This is a genomic window from Brevibacillus borstelensis (assembly GCF_003710865.1).
GTDB classification, from domain to species: domain Bacteria; phylum Bacillota; class Bacilli; order Brevibacillales; family Brevibacillaceae; genus Brevibacillus; species Brevibacillus borstelensis.
Map to the genome: position 1 here is coordinate 1 of NZ_RHHO01000060.1, position 16,871 is coordinate 16,871.

18 protein-coding genes and 1 pseudogene are annotated in these 16,871 nt (G+C 49.8%); 14 read left to right on the plus strand and 5 right to left on the minus strand.

Annotated elements, in window-relative coordinates:
* Window positions 1-151 precede the first annotated feature (151 nt).
* The 7 genes and pseudogenes from EDM54_RS26670 (at window position 152) to EDM54_RS24025 (ending at window position 6,815) form a co-directional block, all read left to right on the plus strand.
* Window positions 152-595, plus strand: coding sequence for a hypothetical protein (locus tag EDM54_RS26670; protein WP_243015106.1), 444 nt, complete (start codon window positions 152-154; stop codon window positions 593-595).
* 221 nt (window positions 596-816) lie between these two features.
* Window positions 817-1,128 (plus strand): ParB N-terminal domain-containing protein, encoded by a 312-nt coding sequence (locus EDM54_RS23995; RefSeq protein WP_003390861.1) that lies wholly within the window; start codon window positions 817-819, stop codon window positions 1,126-1,128.
* A 183-nt stretch (window positions 1,129-1,311) separates the two neighbouring features.
* Window positions 1,312-2,811, plus strand: a complete 1,500-nt coding sequence (locus EDM54_RS24000; protein ID WP_122958942.1) for a recombinase family protein — start codon at window positions 1,312-1,314, stop codon at window positions 2,809-2,811.
* Window positions 2,812-2,826: 15 nt separating this feature from the next.
* Window positions 2,827-3,210: pseudogene (locus EDM54_RS24005) on the plus strand (sigma-70 family RNA polymerase sigma factor); the annotation flags it as partial.
* A gap of 186 nt (window positions 3,211-3,396) precedes the next feature.
* Window positions 3,397-3,852, plus strand: coding sequence for a YhcN/YlaJ family sporulation lipoprotein (locus EDM54_RS24010; protein ID WP_003390853.1), 456 nt, complete (start codon window positions 3,397-3,399; stop codon window positions 3,850-3,852).
* A 1,114-nt stretch (window positions 3,853-4,966) separates the two neighbouring features.
* A complete protein-coding gene (locus EDM54_RS24020; RefSeq protein ID WP_003390849.1) occupies window positions 4,967-5,461 on the plus strand; it encodes a cation:proton antiporter regulatory subunit in 495 nt (164 codons plus the stop codon).
* A gap of 133 nt (window positions 5,462-5,594) precedes the next feature.
* Entirely contained in the window at window positions 5,595-6,815 is a 1,221-nt protein-coding gene (locus tag EDM54_RS24025) for a cation:proton antiporter (RefSeq protein ID WP_003390846.1), read from the plus strand.
* Between the two features lie 79 nt (window positions 6,816-6,894).
* Here the strand turns inward: EDM54_RS24025 and EDM54_RS24030 are convergent, their stop codons facing one another.
* Both EDM54_RS24030 and EDM54_RS24035 read right to left on the minus strand, forming a co-directional pair.
* Window positions 6,895-7,383: a cation:proton antiporter regulatory subunit gene (locus EDM54_RS24030; RefSeq protein ID WP_003390843.1), complete on the minus strand. Its 489-nt coding sequence runs from the start codon at window positions 7,381-7,383 to the stop codon at window positions 6,895-6,897.
* A 153-nt stretch (window positions 7,384-7,536) separates the two neighbouring features.
* A complete protein-coding gene (locus EDM54_RS24035; protein WP_122958943.1) occupies window positions 7,537-8,121 on the minus strand; it encodes an LOG family protein in 585 nt (194 codons plus the stop codon).
* Between the two features lie 92 nt (window positions 8,122-8,213).
* Here EDM54_RS24035 and EDM54_RS24040 point away from each other — a divergent pair, with 92 nt between their 5' ends.
* A complete protein-coding gene (locus EDM54_RS24040; RefSeq protein WP_003390838.1) occupies window positions 8,214-8,546 on the plus strand; it encodes a MazG nucleotide pyrophosphohydrolase domain-containing protein in 333 nt (110 codons plus the stop codon).
* 51 nt (window positions 8,547-8,597) lie between these two features.
* Here the strand turns inward: EDM54_RS24040 and EDM54_RS24045 are convergent, their stop codons facing one another.
* From EDM54_RS24045 to EDM54_RS24055, 3 genes are all read right to left on the minus strand, one after another.
* Window positions 8,598-9,299: a DUF2306 domain-containing protein gene (locus tag EDM54_RS24045; RefSeq protein ID WP_122958944.1), complete on the minus strand. Its 702-nt coding sequence runs from the start codon at window positions 9,297-9,299 to the stop codon at window positions 8,598-8,600.
* Between the two features lie 13 nt (window positions 9,300-9,312).
* Window positions 9,313-9,909, minus strand: coding sequence for a TetR/AcrR family transcriptional regulator (locus EDM54_RS24050; protein ID WP_003390833.1), 597 nt, complete (start codon window positions 9,907-9,909; stop codon window positions 9,313-9,315).
* A gap of 190 nt (window positions 9,910-10,099) precedes the next feature.
* Window positions 10,100-11,566, minus strand: a complete 1,467-nt coding sequence (locus EDM54_RS24055) for a potassium/proton antiporter (protein WP_003390831.1) — start codon at window positions 11,564-11,566, stop codon at window positions 10,100-10,102.
* A 387-nt stretch (window positions 11,567-11,953) separates the two neighbouring features.
* Between EDM54_RS24055 and EDM54_RS24060 the strand changes: the two genes are divergently transcribed.
* The 6 genes from EDM54_RS24060 (at window position 11,954) to EDM54_RS24080 (ending at window position 16,625) form a co-directional block, all read left to right on the plus strand.
* The gene (locus EDM54_RS24060) at window positions 11,954-12,658 is read left to right on the plus strand and encodes an alkaline phosphatase family protein (RefSeq protein WP_122958945.1); all 705 of its coding nucleotides are present in this window, start codon (window positions 11,954-11,956) and stop codon (window positions 12,656-12,658) included.
* A gap of 42 nt (window positions 12,659-12,700) precedes the next feature.
* Window positions 12,701-13,564: an alkaline phosphatase family protein gene (locus EDM54_RS24065; RefSeq protein WP_122958946.1), complete on the plus strand. Its 864-nt coding sequence runs from the start codon at window positions 12,701-12,703 to the stop codon at window positions 13,562-13,564.
* Between the two features lie 113 nt (window positions 13,565-13,677).
* Window positions 13,678-13,974 carry a Mur ligase family protein gene (locus tag EDM54_RS27140; RefSeq protein ID WP_255320383.1) on the plus strand — a complete coding sequence of 99 codons (297 nt, stop codon included), beginning with the start codon at window positions 13,678-13,680 and terminating at the stop codon, window positions 13,972-13,974.
* Window positions 13,914-14,840, plus strand: coding sequence for a UDP-N-acetylmuramoyl-tripeptide--D-alanyl-D-alanine ligase (locus EDM54_RS24070; RefSeq protein WP_255320382.1), 927 nt, complete (start codon window positions 13,914-13,916; stop codon window positions 14,838-14,840). The genes EDM54_RS27140 and EDM54_RS24070 overlap by 61 nt, the downstream gene beginning before the upstream one ends.
* A 213-nt stretch (window positions 14,841-15,053) precedes the next feature.
* Window positions 15,054-16,043, plus strand: a complete 990-nt coding sequence (locus tag EDM54_RS24075; protein ID WP_251255428.1) for a C40 family peptidase — start codon at window positions 15,054-15,056, stop codon at window positions 16,041-16,043.
* Window positions 16,044-16,271: 228 nt separating this feature from the next.
* Window positions 16,272-16,625, plus strand: a complete 354-nt coding sequence (locus EDM54_RS24080) for a hypothetical protein (RefSeq protein ID WP_003390822.1) — start codon at window positions 16,272-16,274, stop codon at window positions 16,623-16,625.
* Window positions 16,626-16,871: the final 246 nt, after the last annotated feature.

The following is a 16,871-nucleotide window of genomic DNA, read 5'->3' on the forward strand; positions in this document are numbered from 1 at the left end:
GTTTCAGTTCTCTACTCTACATTTAAATAAAGAAAGTAACAATTTCAAATTAGATTATACATTTCCGCACATCAATTGAAGCAATGGTGATGATCATGTAATGCGCCAGTTTGTTGACTCAGATACGTGAGAAATATTTTACACCGAGGAAGTGCTGCGGCTTTCGGATGAGATAGTAAAAGTATTTCGTCCAGTCGGCCGCAGCTCAAAATTCGTAAAGATCAAAGCCAGCCAGAAGGCAAAGCGACGGCTCAGGAAGCTGTCACTCGCCGAGGCTGGCTTTTTGTTGAAGATCACGCCGTATGCTAGTGAGGGAACCAATCTCCTTGAGGGCGATAACGAGCGCGGCCAGAGAGGTGTACCGCTTACGGTAAAGGACCTTGCCTGCATCGCAGACTGTTCCTATCCGACCGCCCGCAAGATCGTCCGGGCGTTCATCGCTGAGCGAATTCTTCGGCGCGTGGAGATCGACGGCAGGACAGCGCTTGCGATCAATCCACTTTATTCGTTCAACGGCAAGTCAGCTGAAACATCGCTCCTGCAACTCTTCAAATGGGAGATCACGGAAGCTGGGGAGGACCCGAATTCCGAATAGGGGGTCGCCAGAAGCAGACAGGCCTTAAAGCCTTGACGCTCTAAGCACAACCGTTGTTTTTTGCGGTGATACAAAACGTATACTTTTTCAGGTAAATAGTAGTCGTTTCGCATCACTCAAAAAGTTGCCACCAGCCCACCTGTATCAAGGCTTACAGCGATTTTGGCGCTGGCAATATTCTTTATTCTTATATCTATCGCCACTAAGAAGAGAAATCCAGCTTGGACTTACGAAAAATACCTGTTTCGATGATCAACCTGAACCCGTACAATCCAAGGATTGAACTGCAGCCGGGCGACCTGGAATATGAAAAACTGAAATACTCCATCGAAGAATTTGGGTATGTAGAACCGATCGTGTGGAATGAACGAACCGGGAATCTCGTTGGAGGTCATCAACAGTTCAAAATCCTTGTCCACGAGCAGGGAGCCACCGAGGTAGAGGTATCAATCAAACGCACCCCCGAATCCTTTGATTTCAATTGGCTCCGTCGCCGTTCCCTTCTCGATGTAAACCCGGACGCTCTTCGATAAAGCCTCTTTTATTTACTGGGGGCTTTTTTCTATATGACGACTTTTGACAAGCAGTATATGCATACCCTCTGATCAGGGAGGGATGAACGATGCATGTAAGAATCATACCCGGAAGTACGACTGACAAGGCTCGTTCTGACTGCTACCGATATCTGCTGAGAAAGTACAGAAAGGAGAAGCTGGATGGTCGGGATTTACGCGCGAGTAAGCACCGAGGAACAAGCAAAAAGCGGCTTCAGCCTTGATGACCAGATCAGGGAATGTCGGAAGAAGGCGGGAACGCTTGACGTTGTTGAGTATGTAGACGATATGTCAGGTGAATTTCTGGACCGTCCCGCTCTCACGAAATTACGACAAGATGTAAAAGATGGCGTTATAACAAAAATCATCTGCCTCGATCCAGACAGATTATCACGAAAACTCATGAACCAGCTGCTTATTACTGACGAATTCGATAAGCGTGGGATTGAGCTCGTTTTTGTAAACGGGGAATATGCCAAGACACCTGAGGGACAACTATTTTATAGCATGCGTGGAGCGATCGCGGAGTTTGAAAAAGCAAAAATAAATGAACGGATGAGCCGTGGCAGAAGAGAGAAGGCAAGGCAAGGTCGTGTCCTGCGTGATTTTCAGATATATGGATACAGCTATGACCCGGAAAAAGAACAAATGATTGTAAATGAAGGGGAAGCGGCAGTTGTCAGATTGATTTTTGACCTGTTTACGCAGCCAAACGAATTGGTACAAGGTATGAATGGGATTGCCAAGTATCTAACGGAAAAAGGCATTCCAACCAAACGCGGGGCCAGAGTGTGGCATCGCCAGGTTGTCCGTCAATTGCTGATGAACGAAGCGTATATCGGGAGGTTTTATCAGAATCGTTGGAATACGGAAGGCATGCTCGGAAACAAATTCCGGAATTCCGAAGAAAAAGTTCGGATGCGTCAACGTCCGCAAGAAGAGTGGATACAACTGAGCTGCCCTGCCATTATCGATGAAGTAAAGTTTGAGCATGCACAAAAGCTTTTGAAAGAGTCAAGAAGGCGTTGGGCGGGCAGGAGTCTAAATCAGTATTTGCTGAGTGGATTGCTTCGTTGCGGAGACTGCGGCAACACGATGACCGGCCGGAAATCTAAAAATTGGGGGGAGCATGTCTTCGAATACACCGATGTAAAAAACACCGCTGGTGCCCAAAATCATGGATGTGGCCGAAAAATTAAGTGTGAGGAACTGGATGAAGAAGTCTGGGAAACGGTTCGATCTTGGCTGGACAATCCAGATGAGATTGCTGCTGCCGTCGAAGAAAGAAGCGAGGCACCTTACGAATTGGCAGAGGTAGAACGGCTGCAAAAGGAGCTGGAGAAAACGAGGAATGGCCGAAAGCGGTTATTAAAACTGTTTTCTTCAGGCGAAGAGGACTTGGGCGAAGAGGAGATCCGTCAAGAGCTGCGTGATCTAAAAGCGAGGGAAGAAAGGCTGCTTCAACAGCTCACAGAACTCGAAGAGCAAGCCCAGCGTATGAAGGAAAGTGGCTACAACCGAGATTTACTCCAAGAAGCGGCAAAGTATTATCTGTCCAAAAAACCGGATGAACTTACATTTGAGGATAAGCGAGAACTCATTCGTCATGTAGTAAGAGAGATACGGGTATACGAAAATAACATCGAGCTCTACACCTTCTGATGCGCCACTATTGACATTAGAATCGAAATCCTCATGCATCTTCGCAGCCTGAAAAAAACCAAGAAAGATGTCTCTTTGCACGATCCGATCGGTACGGACAAAGAGGGCAACGAGATCACGCTGATCGACGTCCTGGGCACGGAAACAGACGAGGTCGTGGATGCTGTCCAGCTAAAGCTGGAGTCGAATAAGATTTACCAGCACATTCACATTCTCGATGAACGCGAAAAAGAAGTGATAATCGGCAGGTTTGGCCTGGATCAGGACAAAGAAAAAACGCAAAGGGAAATCGCACGCGAGCTTGGCATTTCCCGTTCTTACGTCTCCCGGATCGAAAAGCGGGCGCTGATGAAGCTGTTTAATGAGTTTTACCGGACAAAACAGGCACAGAATAGATAGCACTTACCGTGTGTCAGGTATGTGCTGTCATCCGCGAGAAGGACATTTTATGAAAGTGTCCTTCTCGCGTTTTTTGATTTCTATACAAATTCAGAACATCCGTACTGGCGACAGAACAAATTACATATCATAGAAAACCCATGTTAGGAAACGCTAAAGGTACGCTATTTAGTGGGAGGTTTTCTTTTGCGTACCATAGTACTAGTCGTGTCTCTGGTTCTTTTCGCCACAGGCTGCAATCCGCAAGCCAATCAAAATCAACAGGCAAAAACAAAATCCGCGGCAGAAGATCCTCTGTGCAAGCCGACGCCGGTTCGTTTCTTTGACAAGGAACAGAAAGCCAAGTCCATTACGGAACAAGTACATGGAATCGATAAAGCTGTCGCTGTTCACATCGACAAGGAGCTGGACGTCGCCATTGAAGTAAGCAACTTTAATCGCTTCCGATTGGAGTCGATCGAAAAAGAAGTCGGGGAGAAATTAAAAAAGGAGTTTCCCGATTCTGCGATCCATGTTACCTCAGACAAGAAGCTTATCGATGAATTGCAGAAACTGAGTGACACCCCATGGTCCAGTGAACAGGAGAAAGCCTGCAAGCAAAAGAAAAAGCTCAAGCAAATTGAGAAAGAGATGAAAGGGTAGAGAAAGCAATCATTTATCAGACAGCGCTCTCTTTTCACAGCGAAAAGGGCCGCTTTTTTTATGTTCTTTTCAATGATGATTTACCATAAAGTGGATTTTGAGCATTCCTTTTAATAACGAGTGAGAGCGTTTTCAAGCTAAGCAGACAAGCATCTGATTTGACTTAATTGTTTCAAAATGATACCCTTTTTATGTATACATAATATAAGAAAATTATTATGCGTTTATTTGTTTTTTAATCCTGGATGATGAGAGCGAGGCAAACGTCGCAAGGACAGGGACACTGAACAAAAATCTGGAAAGGAGGTGCACGCATTGAATAGAAAAGCGAGTCGCAGGGGCATCCCGTTTTTCATTTTTAGCGTGCTAATCCTTATCGTCTTTGCATCCGCTCCCTTGTATAATGCAGACGCTCAGTCCATGGAAGAAGATTCTCCGCAAATTTCCGCGAATCCGTACGAAAAGCATTTCGTTCATTTCCGCAAGGCATCTCCGATCAAGTTTCAATATGCGCCTATCAGAGAAGCATTGTTGATCCTTGTGCTGCCGCTGCTTTTCCTTCGCGCTACTCCTATACCTCGGTTTACGTATCGGACTTTCATTCCCATTAAAATGAAAAGTCTCTTTCTGATGCCTATTAAATTCACCTCGACGTTTTTTCTCCCAAACACCTCCCGATAGCTCGACAGCTATGATTTTTTTAGCCTGTCTGGCACGGACCACACCATTGAATAAAAATTGTATAAAAATCCCTGAATCGTTCGAATAAAGGATGAAAATAAATTTTGCCAAGGTCGTTTAGTAAATAAATTCTCTCGATTGTGAAATAAATCACAATGTAGTTGACAGGAATGTTGTTGGCAAAAAGGAAGCGACTCCTATTTTTTGTTATGGGCAACAATGAGGAACTTACTCGGCAGAACAAAACGATGATACAAGAACTTACTCGGAGGCAGAACACTGCGTTAGCCTGAATGGAAAAACGACGCGAAAGCGTGCACAGTCGGCTTTGTTGTTCACGAAAAACAGATAAGGGAGTTGCGACTGCCAAAATACTAAGTGTACAGATGGGATTTCTTTGTTATGGCCAAAAACGAACTTGGAGGTATTTTTCATGAATGTACGTGAAACTCATTTGCCGGGAATCGGGAAAAAATTTCAACTGGATACCCAAAGCGGAGATAAGCTTGTAGTTGTGATTCACGATAACGGAAGGCGCGAACTGTACCATTTTGACCAGGATGATCCTGAGAGCAGCGTCTCGATGGTGGCGCTCGATGACGAAGAGGCGCGACAGGTTGCCGGCATTATTGGCGGGATGGCGTATAAACCGAAGGCGCTCGAGTCGATTGACATCAGCCTTGACGATCTGGTGATCGAGTGGCACAAAATCGAAGCCAGCGCAAAGTGCATCGGGAAAAAGATCGGAGAACTGGAGATTCGCCAGAAAACGGGAGCCTCCATCATCGCTGTCGTAGAAAAAGACCATACGAAGCATATCAATCCAGGACCCGATTATGTCTTCACTGCCAACTCGACGCTCATCGTCGCAGGGGAGAGGCAGCATCTCAAAGCTTTAAAGGCGTATTTGCTCGGTGGACGCGATTAGCGTACTCCTTTTCCCAGTCTGGAAAGCAATCAAGAGAAATTCCATTTGCATGCATTCCACTGATTTTCGGATGCAAAAAAGATGGAAGCTGTGCATCAGCAACTCATGAAAAAGACTGAAAAAGGAGGAACATATGGATACCGTAATATTTGAGATAGGGCTTGCCCTTGCTTTAATTTCAATCGTCGGCTTGATCTCCACAAAGCTGCGCTTCTCGGTCATACCATTTTACATTTTGATAGGGATGGCGGTAGGACCGCACGCACCTCATTTTGGAATCCTTGATTTGCGATTTATTGAAAGCTCGGAGTTTATCGAGTTCATGGGCCGTCTTGGCGTGCTCTTCCTGTTGTTTTACCTGGGCCTGGAGTTTTCCGTAAGTCGCCTGATCAAGTCGGGAAAATCAATCCTCGTCGGCGGTATTTTTTACGTCGCGCTCAATTTTGTATCTGGCTTGCTGCTTGGATGGATGATGGACTTGCCGTTAAAGGAAACGCTGGTGGTCGCGGGAATCATGACCAGCTCTTCCACAGCGATCGTAGCCAAGGTTCTCGTTGATCTGAAACGGACAGCCAACCCGGAGACGGAGATTATCATGGGCATGATCATGTTTGACGATCTGTTCATCGCCGTACACATGTCCATATTGTCCGGCCTGGTCTTGAGCGGAGCTACCTCATTTACAGGTGTTTTGATGACTTCGTTATCGGCGCTGCTCTTCATTTTGTTCTTCCTGATCGCGGGAAGATACGTTATCAAGTATGTAGATCGCTTGTTCGACATCAAATCGACCGAACTGTTCCTCATCCTCGTGTTTACGGCTCTGTTCCTGGTGGCGGGTTTTTCCGAAACGCTACACGTGGCAGAGGCGATCGGGGCGCTTTTGGTGGGGCTTGTGCTGGCGGATTCCAAGCATGTCAAGCGAATCGAGCATCTGGTTTTGCCGTTCCGGGATTTTTTCGGTGCGATCTTCTTCTTTGGCTTCGGGCTGACAATTGATCCGATGTCGCTTGGAGGAGCAGTGTGGATCACGATCGTGGCTGTTGTCCTCACGCTTGTGGCAAATATTTTCGCAGGCATGATGGGGGGACGCTCGGCAGGTATATCCAAGCGGGCTTCCTTCAATATCGGGTTTACGCTCGCATCACGCGGCGAGTTTTCCATTATCATGGCAAACATCGGGAAGGCAGGAGGCCTGGACCCGGTCGTTCAGTCCTTCGCTGTGCTGTATGTTCTGATCCTGGCTGTTCTGGGACCACTATTGACCAAAGAATCAAAAACCATCTACAACTTCTGGGAAAAAGTGTCGGGGAATTTCAGCAGGCGAAAACAGCAGGGCGATGGAACAGGTTGATCGTACCATTGGGTTGAAAAAAGCAAGGGGCAGGTATCTGTATGATCGATACCTGCCCCTTTTATTTTCGTAAAAGAGCTTAGCCGTGTTGCAGCAATTCCTTCAGTTTTTTCAAATGATCCCGTTCGCCGGCCACAACGAGCTGCGTATCCGCCATGAATACGTGCTCGGGACCCGGGTTGATCTGTTTTTTCTTTTCCCGATCAATGACGGCGATAATCGTGACACCGGTCTTTTGCCGGACATCTACTTCTCCTATCGTTTTGCCGATGCATGCAGCCCCAGAAGGAATTTTGAACCATTCGATAACCAGATCGTTCAGGGAGAGATTCACGGTCTCCAGCGCTTTCGGCTTGTAGCTCATGCCGCCGAGAATTCCCGCTGCCTGCATGGCTTCATCGTCTTCAAGCGTAATGGTTGATGTGCACTCATCCGGATCACCGGCATCGAAGAAGTACAATTCTCTTCTGCCGCTGTCATGGATGACAACAACCAGCTTTTCTCCCATTCGGGTCTCCATTTGAAATTTACGTCCGATTCCTGGCAAATCGGATTCCCAAATGTTCAAAATGGCAACCTCCTTTTTTGTACGTAAGTTGCCCCTATTATACAGGAGGAAGGCCCAAGATGCTAGAAAGTCTGGGAACCGCTTGCAGGATTTTCCTGGCTGGGCTGGGCGAAACGGATTGTCTGTAGAAGCGTGTCAAATGCCCCTGTCTGATTATGACTGATCCGGTTCGTTCCATTTATTTGTCAGATTCGGACGCTTGTACGTAGCGAGCTTGTCAAGAAGTTTTACAGGCGCGCTGTCGACGATCAGCAATTCCTTATGGGTAGCAGGCATGAAGCCGGCTGCGACGGCAGTCTCGACGAGCTGAATCAGCGGGGAGTAGTAATCATCGACGTTCAAGACGCCTACCGGCTTTTCATGAATGCCTATTTGTCCCCAGCAGAGCGCTTCGAACAGCTCCTCAAAGGTTCCATAGCCGCCGGGCAGGGCGATGAACGCATCAGAGAGCTCAGACATTTTTGCCTTACGCTCATGCATATTTTCCACTTGATAAAATTGGGTCAACCCGCTGTGGGCCATTTCTCCGCGGAACAACCCGCGAGGCATGACCCCGATCGCGGCTCCTCCGGCTTCCAGGACGGCGTTTGCTGTGCTTCCCATCAGACCCATGTTGGACCCGCCGTATACGAGCTCCAAACCCCGTTTGGCCAATTCCATTCCCAATTCCTTTGCCTTCTCGGTATAAACGGGTTTGGTGCCGGGATTGGAGCCAGCATAGACACAAATTCGTTTCATTGCTCTTCCTCCTTCGCTAAAGACGGCAGTTGACCGGACTTTTGCCAAGGTATAGTATACAGGTGAATCTTGGAAGAAGGAAGGATAGATCGATGAATCTGGATCATTTTCAAAAATGGGTCAATGATTTTTACGGAGAACGCGGCTGGACAAAGTACGGGCCCTTTATCCGGGTCGGTTTTTTAATGGAAGAAGTGGGCGAACTGGCACGTGCTGTACGGACGACGGAGATCGGAAGAGACCGGCCGGATGAAGGGGATCGTTCTGTTGAAGAAATTCGTGCCGAGCTGATCGAGGAGATGGGTGATGTACTGGGGAATCTGGTGCTGCTTGCCGAGCAGTACGGTGTGGGGCCAGAGGAGATCATGAAAGCGCATCAGGAAAAGCTGGTTAAGCGATTTGGCGAAATGGCTGAGAAAAAGTAGGCTGAAGACGGCAACAGAGGAAGGCATCCCATTCTGCCTTCCTTTGGCTGTTTACTTGCCTGGCGATATCGGTTTTTTCGAGAACTTCTTTTGATAATAGACGCTCATGCCGACAATAACCGGGGTTATCACGATTGTAGGGAAAAACCAGATGATCGGATTTACACTCTCCAGATGAAGCAGACGGGGCGCTCCAAACACGGTGAAGGCGGTAATCGTTGCGATACAACAGCCCATCATGCCCGACATGTGCTGAAAAAACCAGTGCATTTTTGTAGCAGGCGGGCGAAGCCAATACTTGAGCTGAGTGCCGCCGAGAAATACGCCGACGAGCGGAAACCAGTTGAGCAGCGGCGAGTCGATCAGATAACCGTAGCCCCCGATAAAAAAGCTGGAGATGAAAAGCAGGCCGGGAAACAGCAAATCCCACGGGTTGCGGTGAGCAGAAACGCGTTTTTTAAATCGCAGCACCCGCATGCCGTACCAGGCCGTCGCCGAGCTGAGCAGGGAGATATAGATCAAAAACCAGGCAAAAGAGACCGAAGCCAAGGTCCGGTCCGGGTCAAAGCCGATGCGCCACACCCCCATATAGAGGGCGGACACAGCGACGGCGGCCATGGAGATGACGTACACCCAGCCGACGCGGTTATGCGCCTTTCCTCCTTTTTTCGTAACGATCGGAATCCAGAAGACAACTAACGCAAGAAAGCCTGCAATGATATGAATAATCCTGAAAAATTCAAATCCCGCCATAATGAATCCTCCCTTAGGTGTTGGGCTTCGTCAGTTCGCGCTTCATCAGCTCATAGTAGTCCGCAATCGCTTCTTCCATTTCATCCGGACTGATGACGCTTCTGACGCGAAGTCCATACGAATACGTGATAAACCGCCGGACTGCTTTGCGAGCGTCGATGTGTTCAGGGATGACACCAGCCTCTTTTCCAAGCTCGATCCACTTGATCGAGTTCTCCTCTGAATGACGGTACACGTCCTCCAGGATACTTCTTACAGATGCTTGGTCCTGTTGACTGAGCAAATACAACAAAATAGGAGTAGTCACGTCATCCGGATTGGCAAAAGGCCGGACACTGGCAGCGATGACTTCCATCGGATGATGCAAATCTTTTTTCGCGTACGCCGTTTGATAAAAGCTGTCGCTCAATGATTCCAGCTTGTTCTTGAGGATGAGACCGAACAGCTCATCCTTGCTTCGCACATAGTGGTAAATGGCTCCCTTGGAGAGCCCGGACCGGTTCATAATCTCCTGCAGCGTTGTTTTTTTGCAGCCTTTTTCCCGAATGCACGCTGCGGTCGTTTCCAGCAGGAGACGAAAGCTGGGGGAATCGTTGGCTCGCGATATCATCAACAGATCATCCTTTCGAGGGGAAGAAAAAATTCCCTGGAAGTGTTACATGTTAAAGTATACAAACCGACGGTCGGTCTGTAAAGAGGGAAGTAAAAAAGATCTTCGGACAAAAGGCTTTCATACACCGCTTTCCGAAGATCTCGCGATTGAGTGTGGAGATGGAATTTGGACGGTTCCGCTGACCGTCCTACTGCTCACTTTCTTTGCCCGGCATCTGCTCCAGGAAGACCGATTTCACGCTCTCGCGCATTTTCTTTTCGCAGAGCACGTACAAAATGTCTCCTGCTTTAAGTGTAGTCGAGCCTTGCGGAGTGATCAACTTTGTTTGGCGGATGACGGCTGTGATCAAGGTGTTCTCCGGAAGTGTGAGAGACTGCAGGTCCTGTCCTTCGGCACGGGTACCGGCCTTTACCTCGATTTCCATCATTTCCGAGTTTGTCTTGCCGATCGAGACCAGCTCCAGGCTGTGCGGAATCACCGGCTTTTGTGCACTGGTGAGCCCCCATCTCTGAGCGAGCGGGGAGAGCGTCGCACCCTGAATCAGAGCCGATGTCAACACGACGAAGAAGACGACGTTAAAGAAGAGAATCCCATTGTCCAGTCCAGCGAGCAACGGGTACGTGGCCAGAACGATCGGAACGGCTCCACGCAAGCCCGCCCAGGAAATAAACATCTTTTCTTTTAGCGAATAGCGAGTGAGGGCGGTACTGATGAAAACGCCGATCGGTCTGGCAACAAACATGAGCAGTGCAGAGAGAGCAAGCCCCTGCCACGCGATCACCAGCAGATCGTCCGGGAAGCTGAGTAACCCCAGCAGAATAAACATCAGGATTTGCATCATCCAGGCGAAGCCTTCGTTAAAGCGGAAGATCGAATGGCGATAGGTCAAATCGGAATTGCCCACAACCATAGCCATGACGTACACCGCGAGCAGGCCGCTGCCGTGAAGCAGCGCAGTTCCGCTGTAAGTAAGCACGGCGAGGGATAAGGCGAGCACGGGATAAAGCCCTGACGAATCCAGATTGATCCGGTTGATCGCCCAGACCGAGATTTTTCCCAGGAGCAATCCCATCACGAGGCCAAAGCCCATTTGCCAGATCAGGGAAAGGATCATCGTAAAGAAGCTGGCTTCGGGCTCCTGGATCATTTGGATGAACGAGACGGTCAAAAAAACGGCCATCGGATCGTTTGTTCCCGACTCTGCCTCCAAAAGCGAGGTAATCCGCTCTTTGATGTTCTTGTTTCCAAGCACGGCAAATACGGCGGCGGCGTCCGTAGAACCGACGATAGCGCCAAACAGCAGCCCCTCGAGCCAGGAGAGCTGGAGAATGAATACGGCAAATACGCCAATAACCAGCGTGGTCAAGACAACTCCCAGCGTAGCCAGCGATAAAGACGGAGCAATCACGGGGCGCACTTTGCTCCACTTTGTCTGCATGCCGCCCTCAAAAAGAATGACGATCAGCGCCATTATGCCGAAGAGCTGGGTCAGGGCGGCGTTGTCAAAATAAATGATTTGATTGAGGAACATGCCGACGGCGATAAAGAATACGAGAGAGGGCAAGCCGATCCGGGAGGAAAACTTCGTGGTCAGAACACCGACAACCAAAAGGATGGCAAAGAGCAAAATAATGCTGTCTGTCGTAAATTCCAAAGAGCCACCTACTTTCTGAGAATCTGGAAGACTGTCTATGTAAAAGAGCTGGATTCGTCCTGGAAGGGGCTGGCCTGACGCCTGGCTTGGAGAGTTGCTTTTCGGCGGCAAAGTGGAAAAGCCAACCATCTTTTATTGTAACGCAAACAAGTATTGTTTGTAACAGTTTTCTCAAGCAATGAACATTTACACAGATTTTTGCGCCTCCGCGAACCGGACGGCGTGGCTTCCCCGGCACAAGTTGCGGCTCTGCTTAGCAGGGCTGTTTTGATTTAAAGGGACAGGCGTCGTGGGACAGATGGGATAATGTTGTTTCCGGCTGGGGAGTGTAAATGTTAACCATACACAAATACTGCCTGATCGAAACATCGCGGAGGGGAACACAACGTGCCGGTAAAACGAAAGTCTCTATTGCTAGCGCTCAGCTTCGTACTGATGCTCAGCGCGATAGCTGCATGCGCCAAGCCGCACATCCAACAAGAATTGCCTTTGTCTGGAGAAAATCGGTCTGCTGCCAGCCGTCCCAAGGTGATCATGCTGCTCGTCGATTCGCTCCAATCGGCTGCGATAGACCGATTGATGCAAGCAAACAAGCTGCCGGCAATCGGCTTTTTGATCAAGAACGGGGTGTACAAGCGAGATGTAATCAGCTCATTCCCGACGATGTCCGTCACCATAGACAGTTCCATGTTGACCGGAACGTATCCGGATGAGCACAATATCCCTGGCTTGCTGTGGTTTCACCCTTCTGAGAGAAGGATCGTCAACTACGGTGACGGGCAAAGAGCGGTATGGCAGCAGGGGCCAGTTAATTTGCTGACAGACACCTTGATGAACTTAAACCAGGTTCATCTCTCAAAGCGCGTTCGCACTCTCCACGAGGAGCTGCACCAGGCCGGATTTACTTCCGCTTCCATTAACGGCTTGATTTATCGGGGGAATGTTCCCCATCAGCTTGTCTTCCCGAACGAATTGCTTCGCTTGGTGATGGGCAGCAGCCGGGTGAATGTGATGGGACCGAATCTGCTTGGATTTGGCGCCTTGTCAAAGGTGAGTCCGGCACCGTTGCCGACGGGGCCCGCCCATGCTTAAGGATTTCATGACGAATACACGCTTCAAAGCCTTCTTCAGCTCATAAAAGAAGGAACACTTCCTGATGTGACTTTTGCCTACTTTCCGGATTTGGACGGAAAACTGCATAAAAAAGGCCCTGCGGATGTATCAGGGGTGCTGGAGGTGGACGAACGGCTGCAGCGGCTGCTGAACGCATTCGGCGATTGGGAACGTGCGCTCCGTGATCACGTATTTATTTTGCTGGGGGACAGCGGCGTTACCGCGACAGTGGCGGAGAAAAAAACGGCAGTTATCGATCTGGACGAGCTGATGCAGGCCCGAGGTTACCGCAACACACCGCTGGGGAGGACAGCCGCTCCTGACGATGATGTGGCAATTGCGGTGAACGGGCGGATGTGCTACGTCTACTCCTTGTCCCAGCGTGCCCCGCTTGCAGCGCTGGTGTCTCTGTTTGCAAGCGATCCGCGGATTGATTTGGTCGCGTGGAAGGAGCAAGGGTGGATTTATGTGAGGCGGGGAGGTTCGGAGCGGTGGCTTCGCTACAGGGAGGGGCAGGCGTACCGGGACGAATTCGGGAAGTTGTGGGATGTGGAGGGCGATTGGTCCGTGCTCGGTCTTGCGGTCCACGGAAAAGAGCGGAGAATCGGGTCGCCAGAATACCCGGATGCGTTTTCCAGACTGAAGGGTTCGCTCGATTCTCACCAGGGAGAATTTCTCGTAGCTACTGCAATGCCGGGAACGGAGCTTCATGTGAACCGGTCCCCGAATCATCCGGGCGGAGGCAATCACGGTTCTTTGCACCGCGAAGACTCTCTGGCCCCGATGATCGTGACGGGGAAGGGCAGGCTTCCCTCGTTGCCGGAGCGCCAAGTAGAAATAAAGTCATTTGTTCTCTCCTTGATCCAGATCCAGAGGAAATGGTAGAGAATAGCCGACTGCGGAACTGCTTGGCTGGTTAGAGGTCTATACGGGCTGTCCCGAACGCTCATAGGATAGTTACGCGGAAGTGGACCTGGAAACCAAAGGAGAGATGCCCATTGAGGCGTTTGGGTGGAAAAAGGGCAAAAGCCAAACAGCCTGTGCAGCTTCATCTGCCAGTCGTCGCGGTTACAGGGAGTGCTGGCAAAACCACGACCAAAGAGATGATCGCATCCATCCTGAGTACGCAATTTACGATCTACAAGTCTAGAGGGAACCGAAATTATTTGGGGAACTTGAAGGCTCATGCCCAGCAGATTGGACCCGGCATCAGGTCGCAGTTCTCGAATACGGGTTGCTGTACAAAGGCGATCTCACCCGCCATTGCCGAATCATTCAGCCTGGGTACGCTGTGATTACGAACATCGGTTCTGCGCATGTCGGCAATGTCGGGAGCGATATACGCGCGCTGGCGATGGCAAAGTCCGAATTGATACGTGCGATGGATCCAAAGGGAAAAGTGTTTCTCAATGTGGACTGCTCGTATTCTCGCGAATTCACACAGCAGCCTTTTCGTGGAAGGTTCCAGGGGGAATTTTTCACCATCGGTATCAAGCACCAAGCGGATTATCAGGCGAGCGGCCTCAAGCGGGAGGGGGACGGCATCCGCTTTCATTGTTCGATCGATGGAGAGCGATTTCCGTTTTTTGTCCCGGTCAGAGGTGAGCATAATGTCTCCAATGCGCTGCTTGCCATCGCAGTCAGTCATCAACTGGGAGTTCCCGTCTCAGGGATCGAAAAAGGGTTGCGGCAATTCCAGCCGCAGAACCGAAGATTGACAACCATGAATGTCGGACCCAATGTCAATGTGATCGACGACACATACAGTTCCAATCCACAGGCGGTAAAAGCGGCATTGGATGTTTTGGAGGAGCTTGAAACCGGCACCAGGATCGCGATCCTTGGCAGTATGCTGGAAATGGGCAGGTACACAGTTCCAGGACATTCTTTTGTCGGGAAGTATGCTTGCAGAAAACAAGTAGATTATTTGTATGCTTTAGGCAAGCATGCCCGTTATATCGCTGCAGGTGCGATTCGGGCAGGTTTTCCGCCCGAGAGGGTAATCCTTTGCAGAAGCAAAAAACAGCTGCATCGAATGCTGCATGAGCACATTCGTCCGGATACTTCTTTTTTGGTGAAAGGCTCTCACCGCCTGCGAATGAACCGGACGGTCGATTTTTTGTGCAGAAAAGCCTTCGCGATTTCCGAGCAAAACGGATAAGAATAGCTGCGCGAACCACTCCCCCTCGAATGTTGCTCGAGGCTGGTTCGCTTTGTTTTGTGTTGCTATATATACAGGAAAAATAGGGCTATTGTCCTCGGACTATGTAATCAAATCCACTGTTGGAAAGATTTACAGCCTTATCGGCTGCGCCCTTTTTGCTTTAAACTGGTTGCGTACCCAATCTGTTGGGAAAACACAGCTAGGAGGAGAATGCGAGTGACGAAACGAGATTGGATACAGAAGTCTACGGTTGCCGTCATGCTTGGTACATCCCTACTGATGTTCGCAGAAAATGGACAAGCAGCCGAAGCGTCTGATGATTCGCAACTTTCCGGCAAAGCGGAGCAGGTAGCGGCCTTGGCCCAATCGCTTTTGGGAAAGGATTACAAATATGGAGCGGAAGGCCCGACTCAGTTCGGTTCTGCAGGTTTGGCCACGTACATATTTGGAAAAGTAGGCGTAACCATTGAGGACACCATCGCTGAATTGTATCGTTCCGGAAAAACAGTGAGCAAGGATCAGGTAAAAGCGGGCGACCTGCTGTTTTTCTCCAGCAAGGGGACCGGCAATCCCAATTTTATGGGGATCTATGTCGGGAATGACCGGTTCATCTATTCCTCGCAAGGCGAAGACGAGGTCGTGGAAAAACGTCTGTCCGCCTATACAGGCAAACTGGTTGGGGTGCGTTCCTTTTTGACGGATGGGACAGGCACAAGTAATCCAGCCCCTGTGAAACCACCAGTGAACAATGATGCCGAGTCCAAAGGAGACAAGGTGATCGAGGCTGGAAAAAAATATTTGGGGACACCGTATCAATACGGCTCTACCCGCTCCAATAAAGATACGATGGACTGCTCAGAATTTACGATGTGGGCGTACCGGGATGGTCTGGGAATCGACATGGGACGAGGCGGTGCCCGTTCGCAAGCGAATTATGTGAAGCAGCACGGTCACTATACCTATGACATGAAACAGTTGAAGAAAGGGGATCTCGTCTTTTTCATGAGCTATCGCGGCTGGAAAGAGTCGGATTACAAAGGAGTCGATCCCCTCAAGCAAAGCATTACCCACGTAGGCATCTACATGGGAGATGACAAGCTGTTGCAAACGTTTTCCAAAGAATCGGGCGGTGTGAAAATAACCAACTTTTCTGATACCCACTGGGAATACCGCTTTATCATGGGCGGGCGTCCGTATTAATCGCACGTCGAGTAAGTCAGAGCAAGCATCAAATGAACATCCGAAATAGCCATCACCAGGGCGGTTGCAGTGCAACCGCTCTTTTTATTTCCCCTTAAAACAGAAAGCAAGGACATGAGCCAGACGGCAGTCGCGGAAAAATGGATGATTGACCAGCGGCATTCGCGCATGCCTTTCTGCCTTTTTCTGCATTTCTATATAGGGAAACTTGTAGGAGGTGTAACGATCATGAGTTTTCCGTTTCCCCCTGGCAGTGGTGGTTTTCCCCCCGGCAGCAGCAGTCAGCCGCCTGGAAGCAGCGCATTCCCTCCCGGAGGCTTCCCGCCCCCGCCATCTGTACCGCCGCCTAGCAGGATACCGAGCGCTCCTCGTTCCTTCGGGCAGCAGTTCCGCGTAGACCGCGGATCGTTCCGAGGATGCTTGTTCCGCTTTACGTTCGTCTGGCTGCGCAACGGCCGGTCGTTCTGGTTTTATCCCGTTTTCGTCAGCCGCACCACAGTTGCAGGCTATCGATGGAACGGCTTCACATGGCAATACTTCGGCTTAGCTTTAAATCGGATTGTATCCTTTACTTGCTTTTAAAATGAGAACATGAGAGCCGCTGCGAAAGCGGCTCTTTTTTTAGGGGAAAACCATAAACCGCGGTCCTTCCCTGTCGGGTGGCCGCGGTTCTGTCGTGGTGCGCCCAGCATGGGCGATAGCTATAGGGTGAAAGTCCCGAACGGGGGTTGGCTGTACCAACCGTTAGCTCAAGGCAAGGGTGTCGACCGCGAGGTCGAATCTGAAGGAAGCCGGCGGCAAAATCCCGACCTGAGGTACACGAACCCA